Here is a 22817-nt window from a genome sequence, read left to right on the forward strand (position 1 = left end):
CTATATGTCTGCCAGTTTGCTTGGGGTTTTAGCTCGCCTGCGCTCGTCGTGGCTACTTACAGTGAGAAAGTCAGCTCGTCTGTGCTCGTCGAGGCAGTTTGATTATCATTAACGTTTATTTCGCCCTGTCGGCGACACGTCTTTCTCTTATCTGAAAAGAAAGCTGATAATGATGTAACCATATTGAGCTTTGATCTTTTGTGATTATCGAGACAACGTGAGTATCACTAGCAGTTACTTTCTTTAATAGTAGCAGCTCTGCTTACTATTCCAATTACTCATACCCCTTCACTTTAATTACTTTGTCTGTTTAATAAAAATAGACCAAAATCAGGATTACTTTCTTTTATAACCAAGCAACCTGCTGATACTTACTTGCTCAGGTAATTGGATATATACAACAAGGGTTATCCGCTAATGACACATGTATTTCATCGCCACTGCCATGCCAAACTTCCTTCTATTGCTTCGGGCGAAGGGGTTTATTTATTTGATACTGAAGGTAAACAATATTTAGATGGTTGTGGAGGCGCTGCTGTATCTAATTTAGGGCATAACCACACCGCAGTTAAAGATGCGATTAAACAACAACTCGATGCAATACCGTTCGCGCATACAGGTTTTTTTACCAACCAAGCAAGTGAAGATCTCGCTACAATATTAACAGACTTAGCGCCTGATCCTCTCAATCATGTTTATTTTGCAAGCGGTGGTTCAGAAGCAGTAGAGTCGGCATTGAAGATGGCTCGACAGTATTTTGTTGAAATAGGAAAACCACAAAAAACACAGTTCATTGCGAGACGACAAAGTTATCATGGCAATACTTTAGGCGCATTAGCTGTTGGTGGTAACGAATGGCGCAAGGAACCTTTTAGACCCTTACTTTCATCGGTTCATCATATCTCCCCTTGTTACGCCTATCGAGATCAAAGAGAGAATGAAACAGAGCTAGACTATTCAATGCGCGTAGCCAATGAGCTAGAGATAAAGATACTTGAAGTTGGAGCAGACAATGTGATGGCATTTGTCGCTGAGCCAGTAGTTGGAGCAACCACAGGTGCCGTGCCAGCAACGGAAGGTTACTTTAAACGTATACGTGAAATTTGTGACCAATATGATGTACTTTTAATTCTTGATGAAGTGATGTGTGGCATTGGCCGCACGGGGACCTTTTATGCATTTGAACAAGATAAAATAATTCCAGACTTAGTGACCATGGCCAAAGGACTAGGCGCAGGTTACCAACCTATCGGCGCAGTGGTTGCAAGCAGTAAGATTTATGATGCTATCGCTAATGGCAGTGGATTTTTTCAACATGGCCATACCTTTATGGCCCACCCGATGGCATGCGCATCAGCCTTAGCAACTATCAACACTATTCTAGATGAACATTTATTAGAGAGGGTGAGCGAACAAGGTAATAAGCTAAAAAGCAAGCTTCAGATGGCACTTCAGCCTTTGCCTTATGTCGGTGATATAAGAGGACGAGGACTCTTTTTAGGCGTTGAATTAGTCGCAGATAAGTCTACAAAAAAACCATTAGCAAGCAGTACTGAAGCGAATAAAAAAGTGAAGAACATTGCAATGCAACATGGCTTAATGTGTTATCCAATGGCGGGGACTATAGACGGGAAACAAGGTCATCATATTTTAATTGCACCACCTTTTATTATTAATGATGAACAGCTTGATGAATTAGTCAGTAAATTAACCTCTGCTTTAATTGAAGCAGCTAAGGGGTGGGTATAAATATGCAAACTATCGATGATAAAGTAGCGATTATTGTTGCCCCTAATGGCGCAAGAAAAACCAAACAGGATCATCCTGCTTTGCCAATAACGACCGCAGAGATCGTTGCTGACGTAATTGCATGTCGAGATGCAGGTGCAGCCATGGTGCATTTACACGCAAGGGATAAAAATGGCCTACATTCTTTGGCGATTGACGATAATCTATTAACTCAAGAGGCAGTCAAAGCCGCGGTTGGTGACAGTGTGATCGTGCAGCTAACCACTGAAGCAATTGGCCAATATACACCGCAACAACAGATGCAACTAATCAAAGAAACAACGCCTGAAGCTGCTTCGTTTGGGCTCAATGAGCTTATTCCCGATGACTCTTACTTACCAGAAGCAGAAAAATTCTTCAATTGGGTTGCTGATAGCGGCATGATTGCACAATATATTTTGTATTCGCCGGCAGATTTAACACGTTATTTTAGTTTAGTTAAACAGGGGATCTTAGCGAATAAAAACCACCATCTGTTATTTGTTTTAGGGCGATACCATAAAGATTTATTATCTTCACCTAAAGACTTATTGCCCTTTTTAAAGCAACCTGATTTTCTGCAATTAATGGAAAGTAGTGAAAAACGCTGGGCGGCTTGTGCCTTTGGGCCGAGTGAGCAAAAATGCTTATTGAGCGCAATGTTAATGGGCGCGGATATTCGAGTAGGATTTGAAAATAACCTGCATAATAGCCATGGTGCAAAGGCACATAGCAATGCACAACAAGTAACGGATATTAAAGCGTTAACCAGTTTACTGAATATAGATCTTCATGATGCACACAGTTTCCGTAAAGCCTTGTTAAGTTAAGCTAGGTTAAAGTTAGGTTAAGCTGAGTTAGGCTAAGCTAAATGAGCTTAGCTCTGTTCAAAATAGCGTAAATCGATCTTCAAATCAAAACCTTCAAAATAAAAAAGAAAGTGTAGTTATTCAGCACTTTCTTTTTCCCTTAACCTTTTTATTTCGCTTTCTTCACCTAGCCTAGCAGCTTTAATTACAATCTTTGCCCAAACAATGGCTTAACCAACGACTAAATTCATAAATCTTTCTGGAAGAAAGCCTATAGCTAGGTACAAAGACATAATAACCATAACTGGTTTGCATCGATAAATTAAGAGGATTAACTAAATCGCCACTTTGTAACGATCCTTCGACCATAAAATCGGGTAGGAGAGCAAGGCCTAAACCATCTTTTGCCGCTTCTAAAGACATATAAAAATGCTCAAACCCAGTGGCACTATATTGACTGTTATAAACTAACCCTTTGTATTTTTTAAATTGCTCCCAGAGGTGAGGACGAGTGATATGCGGGATCAAGGTTTGCTTTTTAATATCTTCAATACAAGTTATCGGATTATTCATCATTAACTTGGCAGAAGCGACTAATACAAGACGCTCACGTCGTAATAGAGTCGCATTTTCATAATGCGCTGAGATAGGTAAGCAACGAATAGAAAGATCGCTATCGCCGTTAGTTTGATTGATTGGACCATCACCAGTTTTGATACTGACTTGAATTTTGTTATTTAAATGATGGAACGCTTCAATACGAGGGACTAACCATAAGCTTGCAAATGAAGGTGTTACATTTAATGTTAGTACTTCTTGGGCATGATCTTTTGTGTTCAAACTCGTGGTTGCATATTGAATTATTTCAAGGGCTTCTATGATTTTAGGGAGATAACTTTCACCAGCCGAAGATAATTTAATACCATTAAGGTGCCGACTGAATAGAGGTTGTTGTAATTGCTGTTCTAACACCGATATTTGTTTACTCACAGCACCTTGAGTAACAAACAACTCTTTTGCCGCTTTTGAAAAACTCAAGTTATTAGCAACGGCAACAAAGGTTCGTAAAGCTTTTATTGAGGGTAAGTTGGCTTCATTAAGCATCACGTTTCACCATACGAACAATTAATGTTAGGCAGAGGAATTAGCAAAGAAGAAATAGCATTAAAATTCAGCCGCTCACCAATCTGATTAAAGATAAACGACCTCGTTAATGTAATATAACCGTTACCAACCGCGATGCTTTCTTCAGCAAGTTATGAGGTAAGCATCTTAGTTGTTAGCAAATAAGGGTAACGGGTATAAGTTTAACCTTGTGGTTTTACAACTAACACATGTACAGGTGAGTTTTGTACCACTTTACTGGCAACAGAACCTAACATAACCTTATCTACCTTTGAACGTTTATGGCTAGGCATAATGATCAAATCTACTTTCAATTTTTCTGCATATTTGATGATCGTTTTATATGCTTTACCTTCTGCAACATAGGTTGTGTAATCAATTTTTTCTTTCATTTGTGATTCAGCAAATTTAGCCAACTGTGTTTTTATATCAGCTTTCATTTTTTGTGCTGCATCTTTAGGAAAGTAAGTCGCAACCATCGACATATGCACGCCTGGTAAAACGGTTAAAAGATGTATATGGGCATCGGTATTTTTACCATACCAAATAGCGAGTTGCACAGCTTTATCTGAAAAGCCTTTTTCATTTAAATCGATAGGAACAAGGATATTTTTATACATAATTTTTACTCTTATTTGGGAGTAGCAGAATCTGAATTTTACGTAACAAGTATATGAACAATACAGCCATATAGAAAGGGAAAGTTAGATCCTAAAGTGTTTAATTTGAACTAGCTTTTACTGTTAAAACTGAAAAGGAAAAATTTGTCCCTAATTATTCGTGTGCCACACTTTTTAATAAACGATCCATCGCTCTATATGTTAACGCTTCGCATAAGTGTGCTTTTGAAATGTCAGGTTGGGCGTGAAGATCGGCAATGCTTCTTGCCACTTTTAACAGGCTATGCCAAGCACGAATCGACAAGCCCATTTTCTCAATCGCTTGCTCCAAAAACAAGGCATCTTGCTGGCTTAATATACAAAACTCATTGATTTCCTGGCTAGACAAATAATGGTTTAACTTGCCCTGACGCTGAAGCTGAATTTTCCTTGCTTTTAACACTCTTTGTTTTACATCACAGCTCTTTTCAGTTAAGTTTTTTGCACCTTGCTGAGATTCCGCCAACATGCCTTTAGGCAATAATGGCACCATTAGCGACAGAGAAAATCGATCTAAAAAAGGGCCTGACAAACGATTTAGGTAACGTAATATTTGGTCCGGCGTACTACGCCTTAAATTTCCAGATATATGACCGCAAGGGCTCGGATTCATGGCAGCAATGAGTTGAAAATGTGCGGGAAAGGTAACTTGGTTAGCCGCTCTTGAAATAGTTACGTCATGTGTTTCCATTGGCTGGCGCAAACTGTCCAATACTTGCCTTGGGAATTCAGGTAGTTCGTCAAGGAATAAAACGCCATGGTGAGATAAGGAAATTTCTCCCGGCTTAGGCTTCCCTCCGCCACCAACTAATGCAACAGCCGATGCACTATGATGTGGCGCACGATAAGGAGGTAAAAACCAATCGTCACGTTGTTTACCACAGACGGAATAAACCGCAGCGGTCTGTAAAGCTTGTTCCTCTTCTAAATTAGGTAAAAGCGTCATAAAACGCTCAGCAAGCATACTTTTACCTGTTCCCGGAGGACCAATTAACAGTAAATTATGAGATCCCGCAGCAGCCACTTCCAACACTCTTTTCGCTTGTTCCTGACCTAACACATCGGAAAAATCAACCTCGCTCTCTTTACTCACTGGTGCCGCACTTTGCTGTACAGCCTGTAACGTTGTTTGTTGCTGTAAAAAAGCGCACACATCTAAAAGGTGAGGTGCAACAAAACCTTGAGCTCCGGTTAAGGCGCACTCATGTTGATTATCGGTACAAACTATAACTTGTCGCTGTTGTTTTTTTGCAGCGAGCGCACAGGGAATAATGCCATCAACACCACGTAATTCACCGGACAACGATAATTCGCCATAACATTCATAATTCAAAATATCAGAACATTGAATTTGTTCTGAGGCAATTAAAATGCCTAACGCGATTGCCAAGTCGAAACGCCCTCCTTCTTTAGGCAGGTTCGCAGGGGCTAAATTAACGGTAATCCTTTTACTAGGAAACTTATAATGGCTATTGAGAATCGCGCTACGTACTCTGTCCTTTGCTTCTTTAACCGAGGTTTCAGGCAAGCCAACCAACGAAAAACCAGGCAAACCAGTACCTAGATGAACTTCCACCTCAACTTCCGGTGCATCTACGCCTGAAATAGCTCGGCAAACTAACCTTGCTAACGCCATGTTGTGCTCCTTTTTTAAACAATAGCTTTCGCTTTAACCTGTTTACCATTAAAGCTTTGTTACTATCAAAGCTAAGTAAACCATCAAACCCGTCATTCAGTAAAACTCGGTCGCCAATCAAAATCCATCATTTAGTAAAACGCGATCATCTATTAAATACAGTATCGAATAGGTTGCGCTACAAAACGCGAACAAGTGATTGTTCTACCAATAATTTGCTTAAAAATGTGACAAATGTTGTTTGATAAGCGCTTTTTTGCTATAAAGAGCACCCTTTTTAAAATTCAAATTGGCAGTTTTTGAATGCCTTTGATTACCTTCATTAAATTCAGGAAAAGCACATGAATGGTGCAAACTTTGTTGTACACGCTTTAAAAGAACAAAACGTAACGCAGGTATTTGGCTACCCAGGCGGTGCTATTATGCCGCTCTACGATGCATTATATGATGGAGGTGTTAAACACTTACTTTGCCGCCATGAGCAAGGTGCTGCGATGGCAGCAATCGGGTATGCTAGAGCAACGGGTAAAGTTGGCGTATGTATCGCCACGTCAGGCCCTGGTGCAACCAATCTGATCACAGGCTTAGCGGATGCATTATTAGATTCAATTCCTATTATAGCGATCACCGGGCAAGTACCTACCAATTTAATTGGTACCGATGCCTTCCAAGAAATTGATGTATTTGGTTTATCATTAGCCTGCACCAAACATAGCTTTATGGTACAAAGCGCAGACCAGCTTGGCCCTATTATTGAACAAGCCTTTGAAATAGCAACCACAGGTCGGCCTGGTCCAGTACTCATCGACTTACCTAAAGATATTCAAATCGGTCCCAGTGTTGCACATACGCTTGCAAAATTAGTTCATAGTAATAATTATTTAGACAACCGACTGATTGCACAAGCTAAACTGATGATTGAATCATCAAATAAACCACTGCTGTATGTTGGTGGTGGTGTTGGTATGGCCAATGCAGTCAGTGAATTGCGAGACTTTATTGAACAGACAAGAATACCCAGTGTTTGTACATTAAAAGCAATTGGTTGCATTCCTCATCACTCCCCCTACTTTATGGGAATGGTAGGTATGCATGGTAGTAAAGCATCCAATTTAGCGATTCAAGAGTGTGACTTATTAATTGCTATTGGGGCGCGTTTCGATGACCGAGTGACAGGCAAACTGGATGAGTTTGCACCTAATGCAAAGGTGATCCATTTAGATATTGATGCTGCTGAAATAGATAAATTACGCCAAGTAACCCTTTCAATGACTGATGACTTGAAACAGGTTTTGCCCGCGATCACTATTAAACCTAATATTACTCCCTGGAAAAAGCATATAGCGACAATGAAAGCAAAGCATGTGAGTCGATATGACCATCCTGGTGAGCCTATTTTTGCGCCAGCATTATTACGTCAGCTTGCTCAGTCGATCCCAGGTGATACGGTGATTTGCAGCGATGTAGGGCAGCATCAAATGTGGGTTGCACAACATATGTTTGTCGATCGCCCTGAAAACCACATTACCAGTTCAGGATTAGGCACCATGGGATTTGGTGTCCCTGCAGCGGTAGGTGCACAAGTTGCTCGACCTGATGATATGGTGATTGCCATTTCTGGTGATGGTTCATTTATGATGAACGTACAAGAATTAGGTACCATTAAACGTAAAAAATTACCGATTAAAATCCTATTGATTGATAACCAACGCTTAGGCATGGTGCGACAATGGCAAGAGCTGTTTTTTAACAGTCGATTCAGTGAAACCATATTAACTGATAATCCAGATTTTGTGACCTTAGCGAGTGCTTTTGATATCCCAGGTGAAACCATTAAAACTAAGTCGCAAATAAGCCAAGCATTACAACGTTTATTGACTAGTGAGGGGCCTTATTTATTGCATGTTTCAATTTCAGAAGCTGAGAATGTTTGGCCGTTAGTGCCACCTGGTGCACCTAATGACAAAATGATGGAGAGTATCGAATGAAGTCTTTATTAATTATTGAAGCTAAAAATAGCCCAGAGTTTTTAGAGCGATTATTGCGAGTTTGTCGTCATAGAGGATTTACCACTACTAACATCAATGCAGAAACAGGCAATTCACAACAAACCTTACACATTACGATTACCGTGGCCAGTGAGCGAAACATTAGCTTATTGACTAAGCAGATTGAAAAAATTGTAGGGGTCAAGCAAGTAGCGACCTTACAACAAGAAAAAAATATCAAAGCAACAGCGTAAATTGCAGATTGTGCCTTAACAGGATATCTGCTTTACTGCTATTAACACTTATTTATATCAGCGCCAAGTAGTTTGGCCAGCAAGTAGCTTAAGGAAATTAACATGCCAGTTTATCGTTCAAAAACATCAACACACGGTCGTAACATGGCAGGTGCTCGTGCATTATGGCGCGCAACTGGTGTAAAAGATGATGACTTCGGAAAACCGATCATTGCTATCGCAAACTCATTTACACAGTTTGTACCGGGACACGTCCATTTAAAAGATATGGGCCAATTGGTTGCTCGTGAAATCGAAAAAGCCGGAGGTATCGCTAAAGAATTTAATACTATTGCGATTGATGATGGTATCGCAATGGGTCACTCGGGTATGTTATACAGCCTACCTTCACGTGATTTAATCGCAGATTCAATTGAATATATGGTCAACGCACACTGTGCAGATGCCATTGTTTGTATCTCTAACTGTGACAAAATAACACCGGGAATGTTAATGGCGGCATTACGCTTAAACATCCCAGTTATATTTGTATCAGGCGGACCAATGGAAGCGGGTAAAACTAAGCTTTCTGACCAAATTATCAAACTAGACCTTGTTGATGCAATGGTAATGGGACCTGATAAAAACGTCTCTGATGAAGATTTAGAAAAAGTAGAACGCAGTGCTTGTCCTACTTGTGGTTCTTGTTCTGGTATGTTTACCGCGAACTCTATGAACTGTCTAACCGAAGCATTAGGTTTATCACTACCTGGTAATGGTTCAATGCTAGCCACACATGCAGATCGTGAAAACTTATTCCTAGAAGCTGGTCGTCGTATTGTTGAGATTGCAAAACGTCACTACCAAGAAGATGACTACTCTGTATTACCGCGATCTATTGCAGGCCGCCCTGCTTTTGAAAATGCAATGGCACTGGATATTGCAATGGGTGGTTCAACCAACACCATTCTTCACCTTTTAGCGTGTGCACAAGAAGCAGAGTTAGACTTTACCGTTGCAGACATGGATGAGATGTCTCGTCGTATTCCGCAGCTTTGTAAAGTGGCACCTTCAACACCTGAATACCATATGGAAGATGTACATCGTGCCGGTGGTGTAATGGCTATTTTAGGCGAGTTAGATAGAGCAGGTTTATTAAATAGCGATATCCCAACTATTCTAAGTCCAACCATGAAAGAGCAATTAGCAAAATACGATATCATGCAAACTAAAGACCAAGCAATTATCGACTTTTATCGTGCAGGTCCTGCAGGTATCCGTACCGTGAAAGCATTTAGCCAATCTTGTCGTTGGGATACCGTAGATAATGATCGTAAAAATGGTTGTGTCCGCTCAATAGACAACGCTTTCAGTACCGAAGGTGGTTTAGCCGTACTATTCGGTAATATGGCAGTTGATGGCGCGGTAGTTAAAACTGCGGGTGTTGATGACGATAACCTAACCTTTACGGGCCCAGCTAAAATATACGAAAGCCAAGATGATGCGGTTGAAGCGATATTAGGTGGTAAAGTGGTTGCTGGTGATGTCGTTGTTATTCGTTACGAAGGTCCACAAGGTGGTCCAGGTATGCAAGAAATGCTTTACCCAACGTCTTACCTAAAATCAATGGGACTAGGCAAGCAGTGTGCATTGATCACTGATGGTCGTTTCTCAGGTGGTACTTCTGGCCTGTCAATTGGTCACGTTTCACCAGAAGCTGCGGCGGGTGGTGTGATTGGTTTAATTGAAAACGGTGACATCATCGATATCAACATTCCAACACGTGCAATGGACTTAAAAGTATCTGAACAAGTACTTACTGAACGTCGCGCTAAGCAAGATGCTATCGGCTGGAAACCTGTTGACCGTATCCGCCCTATTTCGGCAGCATTAAAAGTGTATGCAATGATGGCAACATCAGCAGATAAAGGTGCAGTACGCGATTTATCTAAACTTAAATAGCCTTAAACAGCCTTAAATCTAGGTATTGAATAAACTAAAATAACTATTTAAATAAAATAGATAAAGAAAAAGCCCATTCTGATTATGAATCATAATGGGCTTTTTTATTGTTTATCATTTATAAACAATAGTGATGGTAAGCAATAGCCCTAGATTGCTTTAGTGAAAATAATATCAGCTATTTTTTCTATTGGGCTTCACGCTAGATCTTTCAACCAAAGTAGGTTCAAGCTGGATCTCTAAATCAGTATCTCGTTGAGTTTGTATTTTATCTAATAAAGTATCAAACGCTTGTTGGCCAAGATGAAACTTAGATTGATGAATGGTGGTGAGCGAGGGGCTCATATAACGCGCTATTTTAATATCATCGTATCCAATAATAGACAAATCATCAGGAATTGATAACCCTAGCTCATTGGCCATATTAATCACTCCCATTGCCATCATGTCGTTGCACACAAATAATGCCGTTGGCAGAGTTCCTTGATCGTATAAAGCTTTAAATGCAATCGCACCACCTTCACATTCAAAGTTTGCCGGTACTATCCAATGATCATTAATAATGAGGTTTGCATCCAGCATTGCCTGCTTAAAACCAGCGTAACGTTTCTTTGCCGTGGGTTTATCTAACGGACCATGGATACAGCCAATGCTGGTATGACCCTGCTTAATCAAGTGCTGAGTTGCAATATATCCACCGCGATAGGAGTTGTCTTGAATTTTATCAGCAGGAAAGTGTGTTTCACCGGAGTCCATAACGACTGTGGGTACGGGCTTATGTCGCGCAAAAATATCTATATTTTGGTTCACTAATTCATCGCTCATTAGCAACAATCCATCCACTCTTTTTTGCAATAACATATCAATATTAAAACGCAGCCGGTCAAAATCTCCCTCGGTGTTACATAACAATAAATTGTACCCCTGCTCATAACAACGACGCTCTACTCCTTTTACTACTTCAGCAAAAAAAGGGTTAATTGAAGTCGTCACTAACATACCAAAAGTATGCGTGTTTTTTAACTTTAGGCTACGAGCAAGCGCAGAGGGAGCGTAATTCAATGCCTCTACGGCGGTTAACACTTTTTCGGTAACAGCTTCACTAACATAGCGAGTCTTATTTAATACATGACTCACGGTGGAAGTAGAAACTTGGGCATGCTTTGCTACATCTTTAATAGTGGCCATTTCTTTATTTATTTCCTTGCAGTTATGCTCTTGCAGCTATGCTCTTTCAGTTAAGAACTCAGTTACATCTTGACGATATGGAATAGAGGATTGAGCACCTTGACCGGTCACCGTAATAGCGGCTGCAGCATGAGCAAATTGTACCGCTTCTTCTAAAGACTTATCTTCTAATAACGCAGTTAAAAAAGCACCGTTAAAGGTATCACCTGCCGCCGTAGTATCAACCGCATCAACTTTATAGCCCATAATCTGAGAGCCTTCACCATCTTTGCTTAACCACACCCCTTGACTGCCTAAGGTGATCAACACGGTTTTAATCTGTTTTTTATGCAGCACATCTGCAGCTAATTGTGCTGATTTTGCATCAAATACTTTAATCCCAGTCAGTATTTCAGCTTCTGTTTCATTCGGGGTAATAATATCGATCAGTTTCAACAATTTATCACTTAGATGTTGAGCTGGTGCAGGGTTGAGAATAACAGTCGTACCGGATTTATTGGCAATTTCAGCGGCATACTCGATGCTTTCCATTGGCACTTCTAGTTGTAATAACAACATATCAGCCTGTTCGATGATACTAGTATGTGCAGCAATACGCTGTGGTGTTAAACATGCATTGGCTTCAGCAGAAATACAAATACTGTTTTCTCCCGTTGCTGCAACCTGAATCATTGCAATCCCAGTTGGCGTATCCTTTTCGATCATTACTGCATCAATATTAATACCGTCTTTTTCAAATTCTTGACGAATATTAAGACCAAAACTATCGTCTCCTACACAGGCAATAAAGCTAACATTTGCCCCTAAACGTGCAGCAGCAACCGCTTGGTTTGCTCCTTTACCACCGGCAATAACAGAGTAACCTTGCCCATGTAATGTTTCCCCTGGACGGGGAAAGCTACCAACCCTCAGAACATGATCTGCATTAACACTGCCTAGTACTGTTAGTTGACGCATAAAAATACCTTTTGAGATGGGTTAAATACTATTAGCCTACTAAGCTAATATACATAACATATTAATAAATAGAGACTAATAAATAAAAATACTAAATAAGTGTAAATAAGAGAGGTCACTTTACGTAACCTCTCGACAAATTATTTTACAATCATCATTAATGGTACAGGAATATTTTTAGCAACGGTTTTGCCCGATAAGACTGCTACCGCTGATTCAACACCGATCTCACCAATTAGCGCTGGTTGTTGTGCAATCGTCGCACCTAAAAGACCACGTTTAACAGCTGCAATACCATCTTCAGTACCATCAAAACCGACGATTAATATTTTTTTGCCAGAAGCTTGTACAGCACGGAATGCACCTAATGCCATTTCGTCATTTTGTGCAAATACGGCTTGAGTTTGTGGTTGCGATGAAAGTAAATTTTCCATTACATTTAACCCTTTAGTACGGTCAAAATCAGCTGGTTGACTAGCCAATAATTGCATATTTTCACTCTTAACCGCTTTCATGAAACCTTCACCACGTTCACGTGCAGCTGAGGTACCCGCAATACCTTCAAGTTGAACAATTTTTGCATCTTTACCAATTTTTTCACTGATATATTTACCCGCCATCTCACCACCAGCAACATTATCAGAGGCAATATGGCTAACGACTTCACCGTTATTTGCCGCTCTATCTAAGGTAAAAACAGGTGTATTAGCTTTATTTGCCATACGTACCGCATTAGATACTGCATCGGAATCTGTTGGGTTGATCAAAATCGCTTTTACACCACGAACTAATAAATCTTCAACATTTGCTAGCTCTTTACTTGGATCATTTTGTGAATCTAGCACAATCAATTTGTAATCAAGCTCTTTTGCTTTTTTCTCTGCACCTTCTTTCATAGTCACAAAGAATGGATTATTAAGTGTAGAAACCACCATCGCGATCGTATCTTGTGCAGCTGCACCTGCATTAAAAGTAGCTGAAATCACAGCGGCTGAAATTAATGTAGTTAACTTTTTCATTGAACATTCCTTTTCTTGGTTTTAAAAAATAAATTAATGTAAATTTACATAACTTGTTATTTATTAGTGATTATTTATCAATTGTTATTGATTATTTGTTATCTGCTGCTGTCGAGTGCTTATTTATTTTTGTTATCAACTAATACGGCTAACAAAATTACGGCAGCCTTTACTATCATTTGGAAGTATGAAGACACATCTAATAGATTTAAGGCGTTATTCAAAACACCAATAATCAATGCACCGATCAAAGTGCCCATAATGTAACCTCTACCACCAGCAAGACTTGTACCGCCTACCACAACGGCAGCAATCGCATCTAATTCATAGCCCATGCCCGCGGTTGGCTGTGCCGATGACAAACGAGAAGTAATAATAATGCCGGCAAGTGCCGATAATAAACCGCAGATCGAGTACACGCCGATCTTGATGCGGTCAACATTAATGCCCGATAATTTTGTCGCTGACTCATTGCCGCCCAAAGCATAAACATAACGTCCAAAACGTGTGTGATTTAATAGATACCAAATGCCTGCGAATACAAAAATCATTAACCAAACGGGCACAGGAATACCAAACATATAGCCAGTACCAAACCATGCGAAGCTATCCGCAACATCGGTGAATCCCGTTGAGATTGGACGACCATCGGTATAAACCATGGTGACACCACGTAATAACGTCATCATCACTAACGTAGCAATAAAGGCCTGTACCTTACCCTTAGAAATAATAAGACCCGCCATAGAACCTAATACAGCGCCACCCAATAAAGACACAGGTACTGCAATCAAGACAGGAATCTCTAAGCTGATCATACTAGCGGCAAATGCGCCACATAAGGCCAATATAGAACCCACACTTAGGTCAATACCAGCGGTTAAAATAACCAGTGTCATCCCTGCTGCTAAAATAGCAATAACAGAAGTTTGACGTAAAATATTAAGAATATTATCAATCGTAAAAAAGTACTCATTGAGCACTGAAACAACAGCTATTAATACGATTAATGCAATCAGTGACTTTTGCTCAATAAACCACTCTTTACTCAGAAAGTGTCTTTTCGATATTGCTGACACTGAACTTGTAATATTTGAACTCATGCTGCTACCTCGTTGTTATTTTTACCAACGGCACAAGCCATTAGCTTTTCTTGATCTGCTTCTTTGGCGCTAAATTCACCACTTATTTGACCTTGATGCATGACTAAAATGCGGTCACTCATCCCTAGTACTTCAGGCATTTCAGATGACACGAGAATGATGCTCATGCCTTCAGCTTTAAATTTATTAATCAGCTGATAAATCTCTTTTTTAGCTCCCACATCAACACCGCGTGTGGGTTCATCTAAAATCAATACTTTAGGTTTAGTCATCAAGCCTTTAGCAATCGCAACTTTTTGCTGATTACCACCGGATAAGTTACCAATAATTTGGTTCATTGAAGGTGTTTTAATGTTGAATAAACGAATAAAATCATTAACCGACGTTGCTTCAGCTTGATGATCTAATTGCCAGCCTTTAGATAAATCTTTGAGTGCGCACAAAGACATATTATCTTTAACCGATAATCCTAATACTAAGCCATCACCTTTACGGTCTTCTGAAATATAAGCAATGCCATGATTCAAAGCCTGCAATGAAGAAGTAGGATTAATCACTTGGCCATTCAGAATGATATCCCCTGATTCACGAGCGAGTGCACCGTAAATAACTTTCATTAATTCAGTACGCCCTGCGCCCATCAACCCTGAAACACCTAAAATTTCACCATGGTTTAACGTAAAACTAACGCCATGTGTGGCTTTCGCATATAACTCTTTCACTTCTAAGCAAACAGTACTGTGAGTAGTTGCAATACGGGGGTATTGCTCATCTAATCGACGCCCTACCATTAATTCAATTAAAGTATCTTCATCCATCGACGCAACTGTTTTTTCCGCAATAAATTTTCCATCGCGTAATACCGTAATATCATCACATACTTCAAAAATCTCTTTCAAACGATGCGAGATATAAACAATGCCATACCCTTCATCGCGTAGCTCATTGATCACCACAAATAATGAATCAACTTCACTATCTGTCAGCGCATCAGTTGGCTCATCCATAATGATCACTTTTGATTCAAAGGATAAAGCCTTAGCAATTTCAACCATTTGCTGTTCCCCTAAACTTAACTCATTAAGGGGAGTAGATGATTTGTGTTTTACCTTTAAGCGCTTCAATAATAGATCTGCTTGTTCAAACATAAGTGACCAGTTAATTGCACCAAATCGATTGGTTATTTCACGCCCTAAAAAGATATTTTCTGCAATCGTCAATTCAGGTAACAGGTTTAACTCTTGATGAATAATGCTAATACCAGCCTTTTGAGACTCTCTTGGTCCATTAAAACTAACCACTTTATCTTGATAACGAATTTCACCTTCATCTAGCGAATAGATCCCAGTGATCACTTTCATCAAGGTCGATTTTCCCGCCCCATTTTCGCCCAACAAAGCCATTACTTGTCCGGGATAAACATTTAGGCAAGCACCATCCAGCGCTTTCACACCAGGGAAGGACTTATTGATATTATTAAGCTGTAATATTGGCTGTTTCATTTTTATCCTCACGACTAAAAAACCACACCGGATTGAAAAATAACATTGGCATAAGGTGTACATTCACCCGTACGTACCACTGCTTTACTTTCAATCGTGCGATCTTTAAATGTTTGGTGGCTGATATAGGTAATATCGATGTGATGTCCAGATACTTGCTCTTTTTTAATTAAATCTAACAATTGCAGATGCAATTCTGGACTCACTTTTTTTAATTCCTCAGCCAATATCACACCTGTTATTTGCATCTCACTGAGCACAACAGCAACGGTATCAATAAATGCAGGTACACCATGCGTTAAAGCAAGATCAATACGCACTGGTTGGCTTGGAATAGGTAAACCTGCGTCGCATATTGTTATTTCATCAAAATGCCCTAATGAGGCAATGCAATAAGATAATTTTGCATTTAACAGTGCTGATTTTTTCATTTTAAAACCTCAAGGCAATTAATATTTGTTTTAAAAACACGCTTATAAGTATGGCTTTACTTACCAACGAAACGTTTGCGCAATCGTTTCGATGCGTAAAATTTAAACGTTATGAAATAAATTGCACGTATTGATGGCAAAAAAAGAGAGCCGCTTCACGATATTTTTTTGCAAACTTATCTACACAAAAATAAACAGAAATGATGCTTGCTTAACAATAGGAAGATTGATACTAATAAAACAGTCACCAACATTAACGGGAAAATTTATGACCAATCAATTATTACAACTCAAAGAAATGTCGACAGTAGTCGCTGATACAGGTGATGTGCAAGCGATTAAAGAATATCAGCCACAAGATGCAACCACTAACCCATCTTTATTATTAAAAGCAGCTTCACTAAGCCAATATCAAGGTTTATTACAACAAGCAACAGAATGGGCTAAACAACAATCACAAGATATCCAACAGCAGACGATTGATGCTAGCGATAAATTAGCAGTTTTAATCGGTTTAGAAGTGCTTAAAATTATTCCAGGAAGAATCTCTACAGAAGTAGATTCACGCCTTTCATTTGATACTGAAGCTTCGATTTTAAAAGCCCGCAAGTTGATTGCTTTATATAATCAAGCAGGCATTCAAAACGATCGTATTCTAATTAAATTAGCAGCCACTTGGGAAGGTATAAAAGCGGCTGAAATACTTGAAAAAGAGGGCATTAATTGTAACCTCACTTTACTATTTAGTTTTGCTCAAGCGCAAGCCTGTGCTGAAGCTGGCGTATACCTGATCTCTCCTTTTGTAGGCCGTATTCTGGACTGGTATAAAAAGCAAACAGGTAAAGCGTCTTACCCGGCAGATGAAGATCCTGGTGTTATTTCCGTCACTGAAATTTATAATTATTATAAACAACAGGGTTACAACACAGTGGTAATGGGTGCAAGCTTTAGAAGTGTTGAAGAAGTATTAGCACTCGCAGGCTGTGATCGTTTAACCATTAGCCCTGATCTAATGGCAGTATTGCAAAGTAGAGACGAGCCAATACAACAAATGCTAAGTGATAAAAAATCGACTAAACAAGAGGTTACTCGCTTAACAGAAAGCCAGTTTAGATGGTCACTAAATGAAGATGCAATGGCAACAGAAAAGTTATCAGAAGGTATTCGTAACTTTACACTAGACCAAATAAAATTAGATAAACAGTTAGCAGACTTACTACAAGCTTAATATCGTAAAGTTATTTAAGCTTAGATTAAAATAATAGTTAAAAGAGAGCCTCAGTGATACTAAGGCTCTCTTTTTTTGTGCAAAAATAAATAGTATTAACAACGAAGTTAACCAATAAAACAGTTAAAGTTATTTTCCTTTTCCTTGGCGGTGTTTTTCAAGACAGTTGGCAATAAATTAGGTTTTAGTTTCGGCTTTTGACCTAACCTTCTTTTATTTTCATGCCTTCATGGTCAATTTTCTTTTGGCTTTAATAACAGCATTAAACACCAAGGCCTTCGCAAAAATGCGAATAAAATAAGAAAATAGTTAACGCGAGCTTATGTTAAAGATAATCAAAAAAGGATTATCTCAATAGTAATTGGGCTTGATTTATTTGCTTTTTTTATATTTTTGGCGAAAATTTTCGCGTAAATGTAAGATGCTATTACATCCTGCAAAAAAAGTTCGTAATATCCGTCTTTGCTTATCAGGTTGCTGCGCTATATAAGACTTTAAAAAATCTTGATATGTTACGTTATCTTTTATTATTTTTGTTTTTATAAAGAAAATTTCTCTAGCCGCTTTAAAATAGAATAATAAATTTTTCTTTTTGAATATAATTGCTTTACCGAAATCAATAAAAAGAAGCTCACCACTAAGAGTCTGGATAACATTATCATTATGAGCATCACATGTGACAACGCCCGTTGCGTGGAATTTAGAAAACATAAGCGCTAATTGTAGCGCAGTCTCTTTAGTGTAATTTTCTAGCGGTTGTCCTGGAACATATTCTTTAAATAAATAAGCACCACTGTTATCGATTCTATATCCGTAACAACTAGGCGCTAAAACATTATTATTCTTTAAATGAGCTATAACATCGTACTCTATAACCCATTCGTTTTTATGGACTTTATTTGGTGCAAATTTTTTCAAAACATATAATGACTCAAATATAGTTGTTATTCGCCCATCTTTTTTTGATATGAATTCTGATTTTACGTCCATATTAGTTATTTTTTTTTCTATTTCTTGTAAATGCATAAATTGAGAACCTATCAATAAAGAAAAATCATTCCATAGCCCATAATAAGAGTAATTATAAGTTGAACTGTTAAATAAATGACAACCTAAATAATAATCATTTGCTTAGTAATTTAATATAAACACTACTTTTCTAGAACATTTTAATCCTAACCCGCTCCTCGCATTGAATATTGCAAATAAACACAATTTACGCGATAGTTTTTTGTTTACTATTATTTTTAATTAGAGTTTTTAATCTGGAGAGAGAAATAGCGAGCTCGCTATTTAAACAAGATAAAACAAAGAAAGCGAGTGCAAAAAGAAAATATAACAGGTTTAGGCCATTAATATAGTTCTCCCTTAAAGCTAAAATACGTTACCCGTACCCATTATAGCCTAGCACTCTTTTATCTTCACGCCTTCGTAGTTAATTTACGTTGAGTTTAAAAAGTTAAGGTTTAAACGATGAAGAAATATACCTTATTCTATCTTTTAATTTAGTTCTTAAGCCCGATTTAAGAAATGAATAATACTTGGCAATGGACCACTTAATAACTATTTTTTTAGAATCATTGATAGGCATATTAAGATATTTTTTATATAAGTAATGCCAACGTAAGTGAGTAAAGTTTTCGTAAGGAAATCCATCATGTTGTTCCAGACGTTTTGGCACTGACAATCCAAGTAAACTTCCATCGACAATAACAACATTGTTAAGCATTAATTTATAAGATAACTTCACTGAATCAGCATCACCAAATTTATTCTTAAGCAGCACTGTTCTATGCTTATTGATAAATTTTAACCATAGTTTCTGTTCGATATGGTGTTGTCTATAAGGCAGATTTTCATGCTGTAGCTTCCCCAAAAATTCATCGTTAAAAATATAATCATCAAATAATGTGATATCCCATAAATTGTTCAGATCTTTAGTTAATCCAAATTGAAAAAAATCAGAGATAAAAAAAGGAACTTTAAGCCCTTGCGTGTATTCTTTAGCAAAGTAATTAGATGTTACAATCCTATTTTCAAATAATGAATATGCAGGGTCTCGGTTATGATCAAAAACACCAAAATAATCCATCATTGTTCGACTTGTTAATTTATTATCACTTCTAATTTTTACAGAAAATTTTGTATTAACGGCTTTTAAGCCATTGATTGATGATATTATTTGACGGTTAACATTAACCGTATGTGGCTTAGAGTGTTTATTATATTTAATGACCGTTGGTCCGATGTCATCATTCTCTATGATCTTATCTACAAAAAAACCGTCGAGGCATTGCCCTTTCCATGTTGATAAAAAGATTTTACTTCCCGGAAATAGCCTACGAATAGATGCGATAGTTTCTTTTGTTAAATCTACTACTCGTCCCTGGATTACAAAGGTAATATCACAATCATTTACCATTACTCACTAACTCCTACAGATTAAGCTTTACTTGCTGTTTTATCATTAAGCTAAATAAAATAAAAAAGCCGCGGTTAACTATCAACTAGTTAAGCGCGGCTTTTAAAACTTTAAAAAACTAAATAGATTAACTAATTATAAAGCGTTAGCTGTATCTACTACGTTTTTAACAGTGAAACCAAACATTTCAAATAGTTGATCGGCAGGCGCTGACTCACCAAATGTTGTCATACCAATTACTGCACCGTTTAAGCCAACGTATTTGTACCAGTAATCAGCAATACCAGCTTCAATAGCAACACGTTTAGTCACTGCTGCTGGTAATACAGATTCTTTGTACTCTGCTGATTGTAATTCAAATTGCTCAGTACAAGGGATAGATACAACACGTACCGCTTTACCTTGTGCTGTTAATTCAGCAGCAGATTCAACCGCTAACTGAACTTCAGAACCTGTAGCAATTAGAATGATTTCAGCTGGTGTTGCTGAATCAATCAATACATAACCACCTTTCGCAACGTCAGCTAATTGCTGTGCGTCACGTGCTTGTGGTTTCAAGTTTTGACGGCTAAAGATAAGTGATGACGGTGCATCCACAGATTCAATCGCAAATTTCCAAGCAACAGCAGATTCAACGCTGTCACATGGACGCCATGTATTCATATTTGGTGTTAAACGTAAGCTTGCAATTTGCTCTACAGGTTGGTGAGTTGGACCATCTTCACCTAAACCGATTGAGTCATGCGTAAACACTTGAATCGAACGTTGCTTCATTATTGCAGACATACGTAGCGCGTTACGTGCATATTCCATGAACATTAAGAATGTTGCGCCGTAAGGTACAAAGCCTTTATGTAGTGCGATACCGTTAATGATAGCCACCATTGCAAACTCACGTACGCCATAGTGTATATAGTTACCCGTTGCATCATCAGCCGTAATCGCTTTCGTACCAGACCACATGGTTAAGTTAGATGGCGCTAAATCAGCTGAACCCCCTAATAGCTCTGGCAAGATTGCACCGTAAGCTTCGATACAGTTTTGTGAAGCTTTACGCGTAGCGATATTACCTTGGTTAGCTTGTAAGTCAGCAATGTAAGCAGAAGACTTAGCTTCCCATTCAGCAGGTAACTCGTTATTAACACGACGTTTGTATTCAGCAGCTAGTTCAGGATAAGCCGCTGCGTAAGCTGCGAATTTTTCATCCCAAGATTGCTCTGCAGCTTGACCTTGTACTTTGTTATCCCAACCGGCATAAATATCGGCAGGAATTTCAAATGGACCATGATTCCAACCTAATGCTTTACGTGTTGCAGCAATTTCATCGTGACCTAATGGTGCGCCGTGACAATCGTGTGTACCTTGCTTAGCAGGCGAGCCAAAACCAATAATCGTTTTACAACAAATCATGGTTGGTTTAGTGGTTTCAGCTTTTGCAGAAATGATAGCCGCTTTAATTTCTTCAGGGTTATGCCCGTCAACAGAAATCACTTGCCATCCGTAAGCTTCAAAACGCTTAGGTGTATCGTCTGTGAACCAACCTTCTACATCACCATCGATTGAGATACCGTTGTCATCCCAGAAAGCAATCAGTTTACCAAGACCTAACGTACCCGCTAAAGAACAAGCTTCATGGGAAATACCTTCCATTAAACAACCATCGCCTAGGAAAGTGTAAGTATGGTGGTCAACAATGTCGTGACCTTCTTTATTAAAAGAAGCCGCTAAAGAACGTTCAGCAATTGCCATACCAATGGCATTAGTAATACCTTGGCCTAATGGCCCGGTTGTTGTTTCCACACCTGGTGCGTAACCATATTCTGGGTGACCCGGTGTTTTTGAATGTAATTGACGGAAGTTTTTAAGATCTTCAATTGATAAATCATAACCTGTTAAATGCAGTAGAGAGTAGATAAGCATTGAACCGTGGCCGTTAGATAGAATAAAGCGGTCGCGATCAGCCCAGTTTGGATTAGTCGGATTATGCTTTAAAAAATCCGTCCATAAAACTTGCGCAATATCAGCCATACCCATTGGTGCGCCTGGGTGACCTGAATTGGCTTGTTGGACAGCATCCATACTAAGGGCGCGTATTGCGTTAGCTAACTCTTGACGAGAAGGCATCTGTTTCTCCTGATTACATTTTGAATTAATGAAAATTGCGGACATATGAGGCGCGGATTATCCCAAATACCCAGAGCAGGGGCAATGGTAAAGTTAAAATTTGATCACATATTTAAACAAAATAAAGATCAATCTAAGAAGAGAAGCTGAAAGAAATAAGATCCAGATAAGGATAAATCAATGCCCCTTATCTGGGATAAGTGCAAGCTTAACTATGTTGCTCTGCGTAACCTGCATTTTTATTTGGCCCAAAAACAAAGATAATGCCCTTGTCTAAAAGAACTTGTGTGGTTTTATCAAAAAAAGTAATCGCTTGATCTGTAGGCATATGCTTGAGAATTAATTCAATTGCTATATCAAATCCTTCGGCATCTGGAAAAGCATTAACTAATTCACCTGACTCAATGAAATACAGATATGTATTAATTTTTTCTTGTAACGTAAACAGATGAACGTCGTCATGGTCCCACACTAATGAATCAATAATACTTAAAAAGACTCGTTTCGCTTCTTTCTCCATACCAATTGCATCGATGCTATCTGTATCTACTACACTCATAAATAACCTTTATTTTATCTTTTTTATTTAACTGATTCGTTCAGGAAGGTGAATAATCTATTTTATAGTTCTACGCCACCAGCCTATACCAGCAACTTATACAAT

Annotated in this window: 19 protein-coding genes; 6 read left to right on the plus strand and 13 right to left on the minus strand. The window is 38.7% G+C overall.

Going from position 1 to position 22817, the window contains the following annotated elements; genetic code table 11:
• Positions 1 to 417: 417 nt before the first annotated feature.
• Together H592_RS0112265 and H592_RS0112270 are read left to right on the plus strand one after the other, a co-directional pair.
• Positions 418 to 1749: an aspartate aminotransferase family protein gene (locus H592_RS0112265; RefSeq protein WP_028869015.1), complete on the plus strand. Its 1332-nt coding sequence runs from the start codon at positions 418 to 420 to the stop codon at positions 1747 to 1749.
• 2 nt (positions 1750 to 1751) lie between these two features.
• Positions 1752 to 2597 carry a beta-keto acid cleavage family enzyme gene (locus tag H592_RS0112270; protein ID WP_037071737.1) on the plus strand — a complete coding sequence of 282 codons (846 nt, stop codon included), beginning with the start codon at positions 1752 to 1754 and terminating at the stop codon, positions 2595 to 2597.
• A gap of 180 nt (positions 2598 to 2777) precedes the next feature.
• On the opposite strand, the gene H592_RS0112275 is transcribed toward H592_RS0112270, so the two are convergent.
• From H592_RS0112275 to H592_RS0112285, 3 genes are all read right to left on the minus strand, one after another.
• Entirely contained in the window at positions 2778 to 3680 is a 903-nt protein-coding gene (locus tag H592_RS0112275) for a LysR substrate-binding domain-containing protein (protein ID WP_028869017.1), read from the minus strand.
• 203 nt (positions 3681 to 3883) lie between these two features.
• The gene (locus H592_RS0112280) at positions 3884 to 4321 is read right to left on the minus strand and encodes a universal stress protein (protein WP_028869018.1); all 438 of its coding nucleotides are present in this window, start codon (positions 4319 to 4321) and stop codon (positions 3884 to 3886) included.
• Positions 4322 to 4475: 154 nt separating this feature from the next.
• A complete protein-coding gene (locus tag H592_RS0112285; RefSeq protein ID WP_028869019.1) occupies positions 4476 to 5996 on the minus strand; it encodes a YifB family Mg chelatase-like AAA ATPase in 1521 nt (506 codons plus the stop codon).
• 341 nt (positions 5997 to 6337) lie between these two features.
• Here H592_RS0112285 and ilvG point away from each other — a divergent pair, with 341 nt between their 5' ends.
• The 3 genes from ilvG to ilvD all read left to right on the plus strand — a co-directional run bounded on the left by ilvG (position 6338) and on the right by ilvD (position 10179).
• The gene (ilvG, locus tag H592_RS0112290; protein ID WP_028869020.1) at positions 6338 to 7984 is read left to right on the plus strand and encodes an acetolactate synthase 2 catalytic subunit; all 1647 of its coding nucleotides are present in this window, start codon (positions 6338 to 6340) and stop codon (positions 7982 to 7984) included.
• Positions 7981 to 8238, plus strand: a complete 258-nt coding sequence (gene ilvM / locus H592_RS0112295; protein ID WP_028869021.1) for an acetolactate synthase 2 small subunit — start codon at positions 7981 to 7983, stop codon at positions 8236 to 8238. The genes ilvG and ilvM overlap by 4 nt, the downstream gene beginning before the upstream one ends.
• Positions 8239 to 8340: 102 nt before the next feature.
• Positions 8341 to 10179, plus strand: a complete 1839-nt coding sequence (ilvD, locus tag H592_RS0112300) for a dihydroxy-acid dehydratase (protein ID WP_028869022.1) — start codon at positions 8341 to 8343, stop codon at positions 10177 to 10179.
• 174 nt (positions 10180 to 10353) lie between these two features.
• On the opposite strand, the gene H592_RS0112305 is transcribed toward ilvD, so the two are convergent.
• The 6 genes from H592_RS0112305 to rbsD form a co-directional block, all read right to left on the minus strand.
• Entirely contained in the window at positions 10354 to 11367 is a 1014-nt protein-coding gene (locus tag H592_RS0112305; RefSeq protein ID WP_028869023.1) for a substrate-binding domain-containing protein, read from the minus strand.
• Positions 11368 to 11403: 36 nt separating this feature from the next.
• Positions 11404 to 12324, minus strand: a complete 921-nt coding sequence (rbsK, locus tag H592_RS0112310; protein ID WP_028869024.1) for a ribokinase — start codon at positions 12322 to 12324, stop codon at positions 11404 to 11406.
• A 140-nt stretch (positions 12325 to 12464) separates the two neighbouring features.
• Positions 12465 to 13343, minus strand: coding sequence for a ribose ABC transporter substrate-binding protein RbsB (rbsB, locus tag H592_RS0112315; RefSeq protein ID WP_028869025.1), 879 nt, complete (start codon positions 13341 to 13343; stop codon positions 12465 to 12467).
• A 119-nt stretch (positions 13344 to 13462) separates the two neighbouring features.
• The gene (rbsC, locus tag H592_RS0112320; protein WP_028869026.1) at positions 13463 to 14446 is read right to left on the minus strand and encodes a ribose ABC transporter permease; all 984 of its coding nucleotides are present in this window, start codon (positions 14444 to 14446) and stop codon (positions 13463 to 13465) included.
• A complete protein-coding gene (rbsA, locus tag H592_RS0112325; protein ID WP_028869027.1) occupies positions 14443 to 15948 on the minus strand; it encodes a ribose ABC transporter ATP-binding protein RbsA in 1506 nt (501 codons plus the stop codon). The genes rbsC and rbsA overlap by 4 nt, the downstream gene beginning before the upstream one ends.
• Before the next feature lie 14 nt (positions 15949 to 15962).
• Positions 15963 to 16379, minus strand: a complete 417-nt coding sequence (gene rbsD / locus H592_RS0112330; protein WP_028869028.1) for a D-ribose pyranase — start codon at positions 16377 to 16379, stop codon at positions 15963 to 15965.
• 268 nt (positions 16380 to 16647) lie between these two features.
• On the opposite strand from rbsD, the gene tal reads away from it, so the two are divergent.
• A complete protein-coding gene (tal, locus tag H592_RS0112335; protein WP_028869029.1) occupies positions 16648 to 17607 on the plus strand; it encodes a transaldolase in 960 nt (319 codons plus the stop codon).
• Between the two features lie 372 nt (positions 17608 to 17979).
• Here the strand turns inward: tal and H592_RS0112340 are convergent, their stop codons facing one another.
• From H592_RS0112340 to H592_RS0112355, 4 genes are all read right to left on the minus strand, one after another.
• A complete protein-coding gene (locus H592_RS0112340) occupies positions 17980 to 18633 on the minus strand; it encodes a BUD32 family EKC/KEOPS complex subunit (protein WP_028869030.1) in 654 nt (217 codons plus the stop codon).
• A gap of 433 nt (positions 18634 to 19066) precedes the next feature.
• Positions 19067 to 20029 (minus strand): WavE lipopolysaccharide synthesis family protein, encoded by a 963-nt coding sequence (locus H592_RS0112345; protein ID WP_028869031.1) that lies wholly within the window; start codon positions 20027 to 20029, stop codon positions 19067 to 19069.
• Positions 20030 to 20164: 135 nt separating this feature from the next.
• Positions 20165 to 22153, minus strand: coding sequence for a transketolase (tkt, locus tag H592_RS0112350; RefSeq protein WP_028869032.1), 1989 nt, complete (start codon positions 22151 to 22153; stop codon positions 20165 to 20167).
• Between the two features lie 208 nt (positions 22154 to 22361).
• Entirely contained in the window at positions 22362 to 22712 is a 351-nt protein-coding gene (locus H592_RS0112355; protein WP_028869033.1) for a DUF6572 domain-containing protein, read from the minus strand.
• Positions 22713 to 22817: the final 105 nt, after the last annotated feature.

The organism is Psychromonas arctica DSM 14288, assembly GCF_000482725.1.
Classification (GTDB): domain Bacteria; phylum Pseudomonadota; class Gammaproteobacteria; order Enterobacterales; family Psychromonadaceae; genus Psychromonas; species Psychromonas arctica.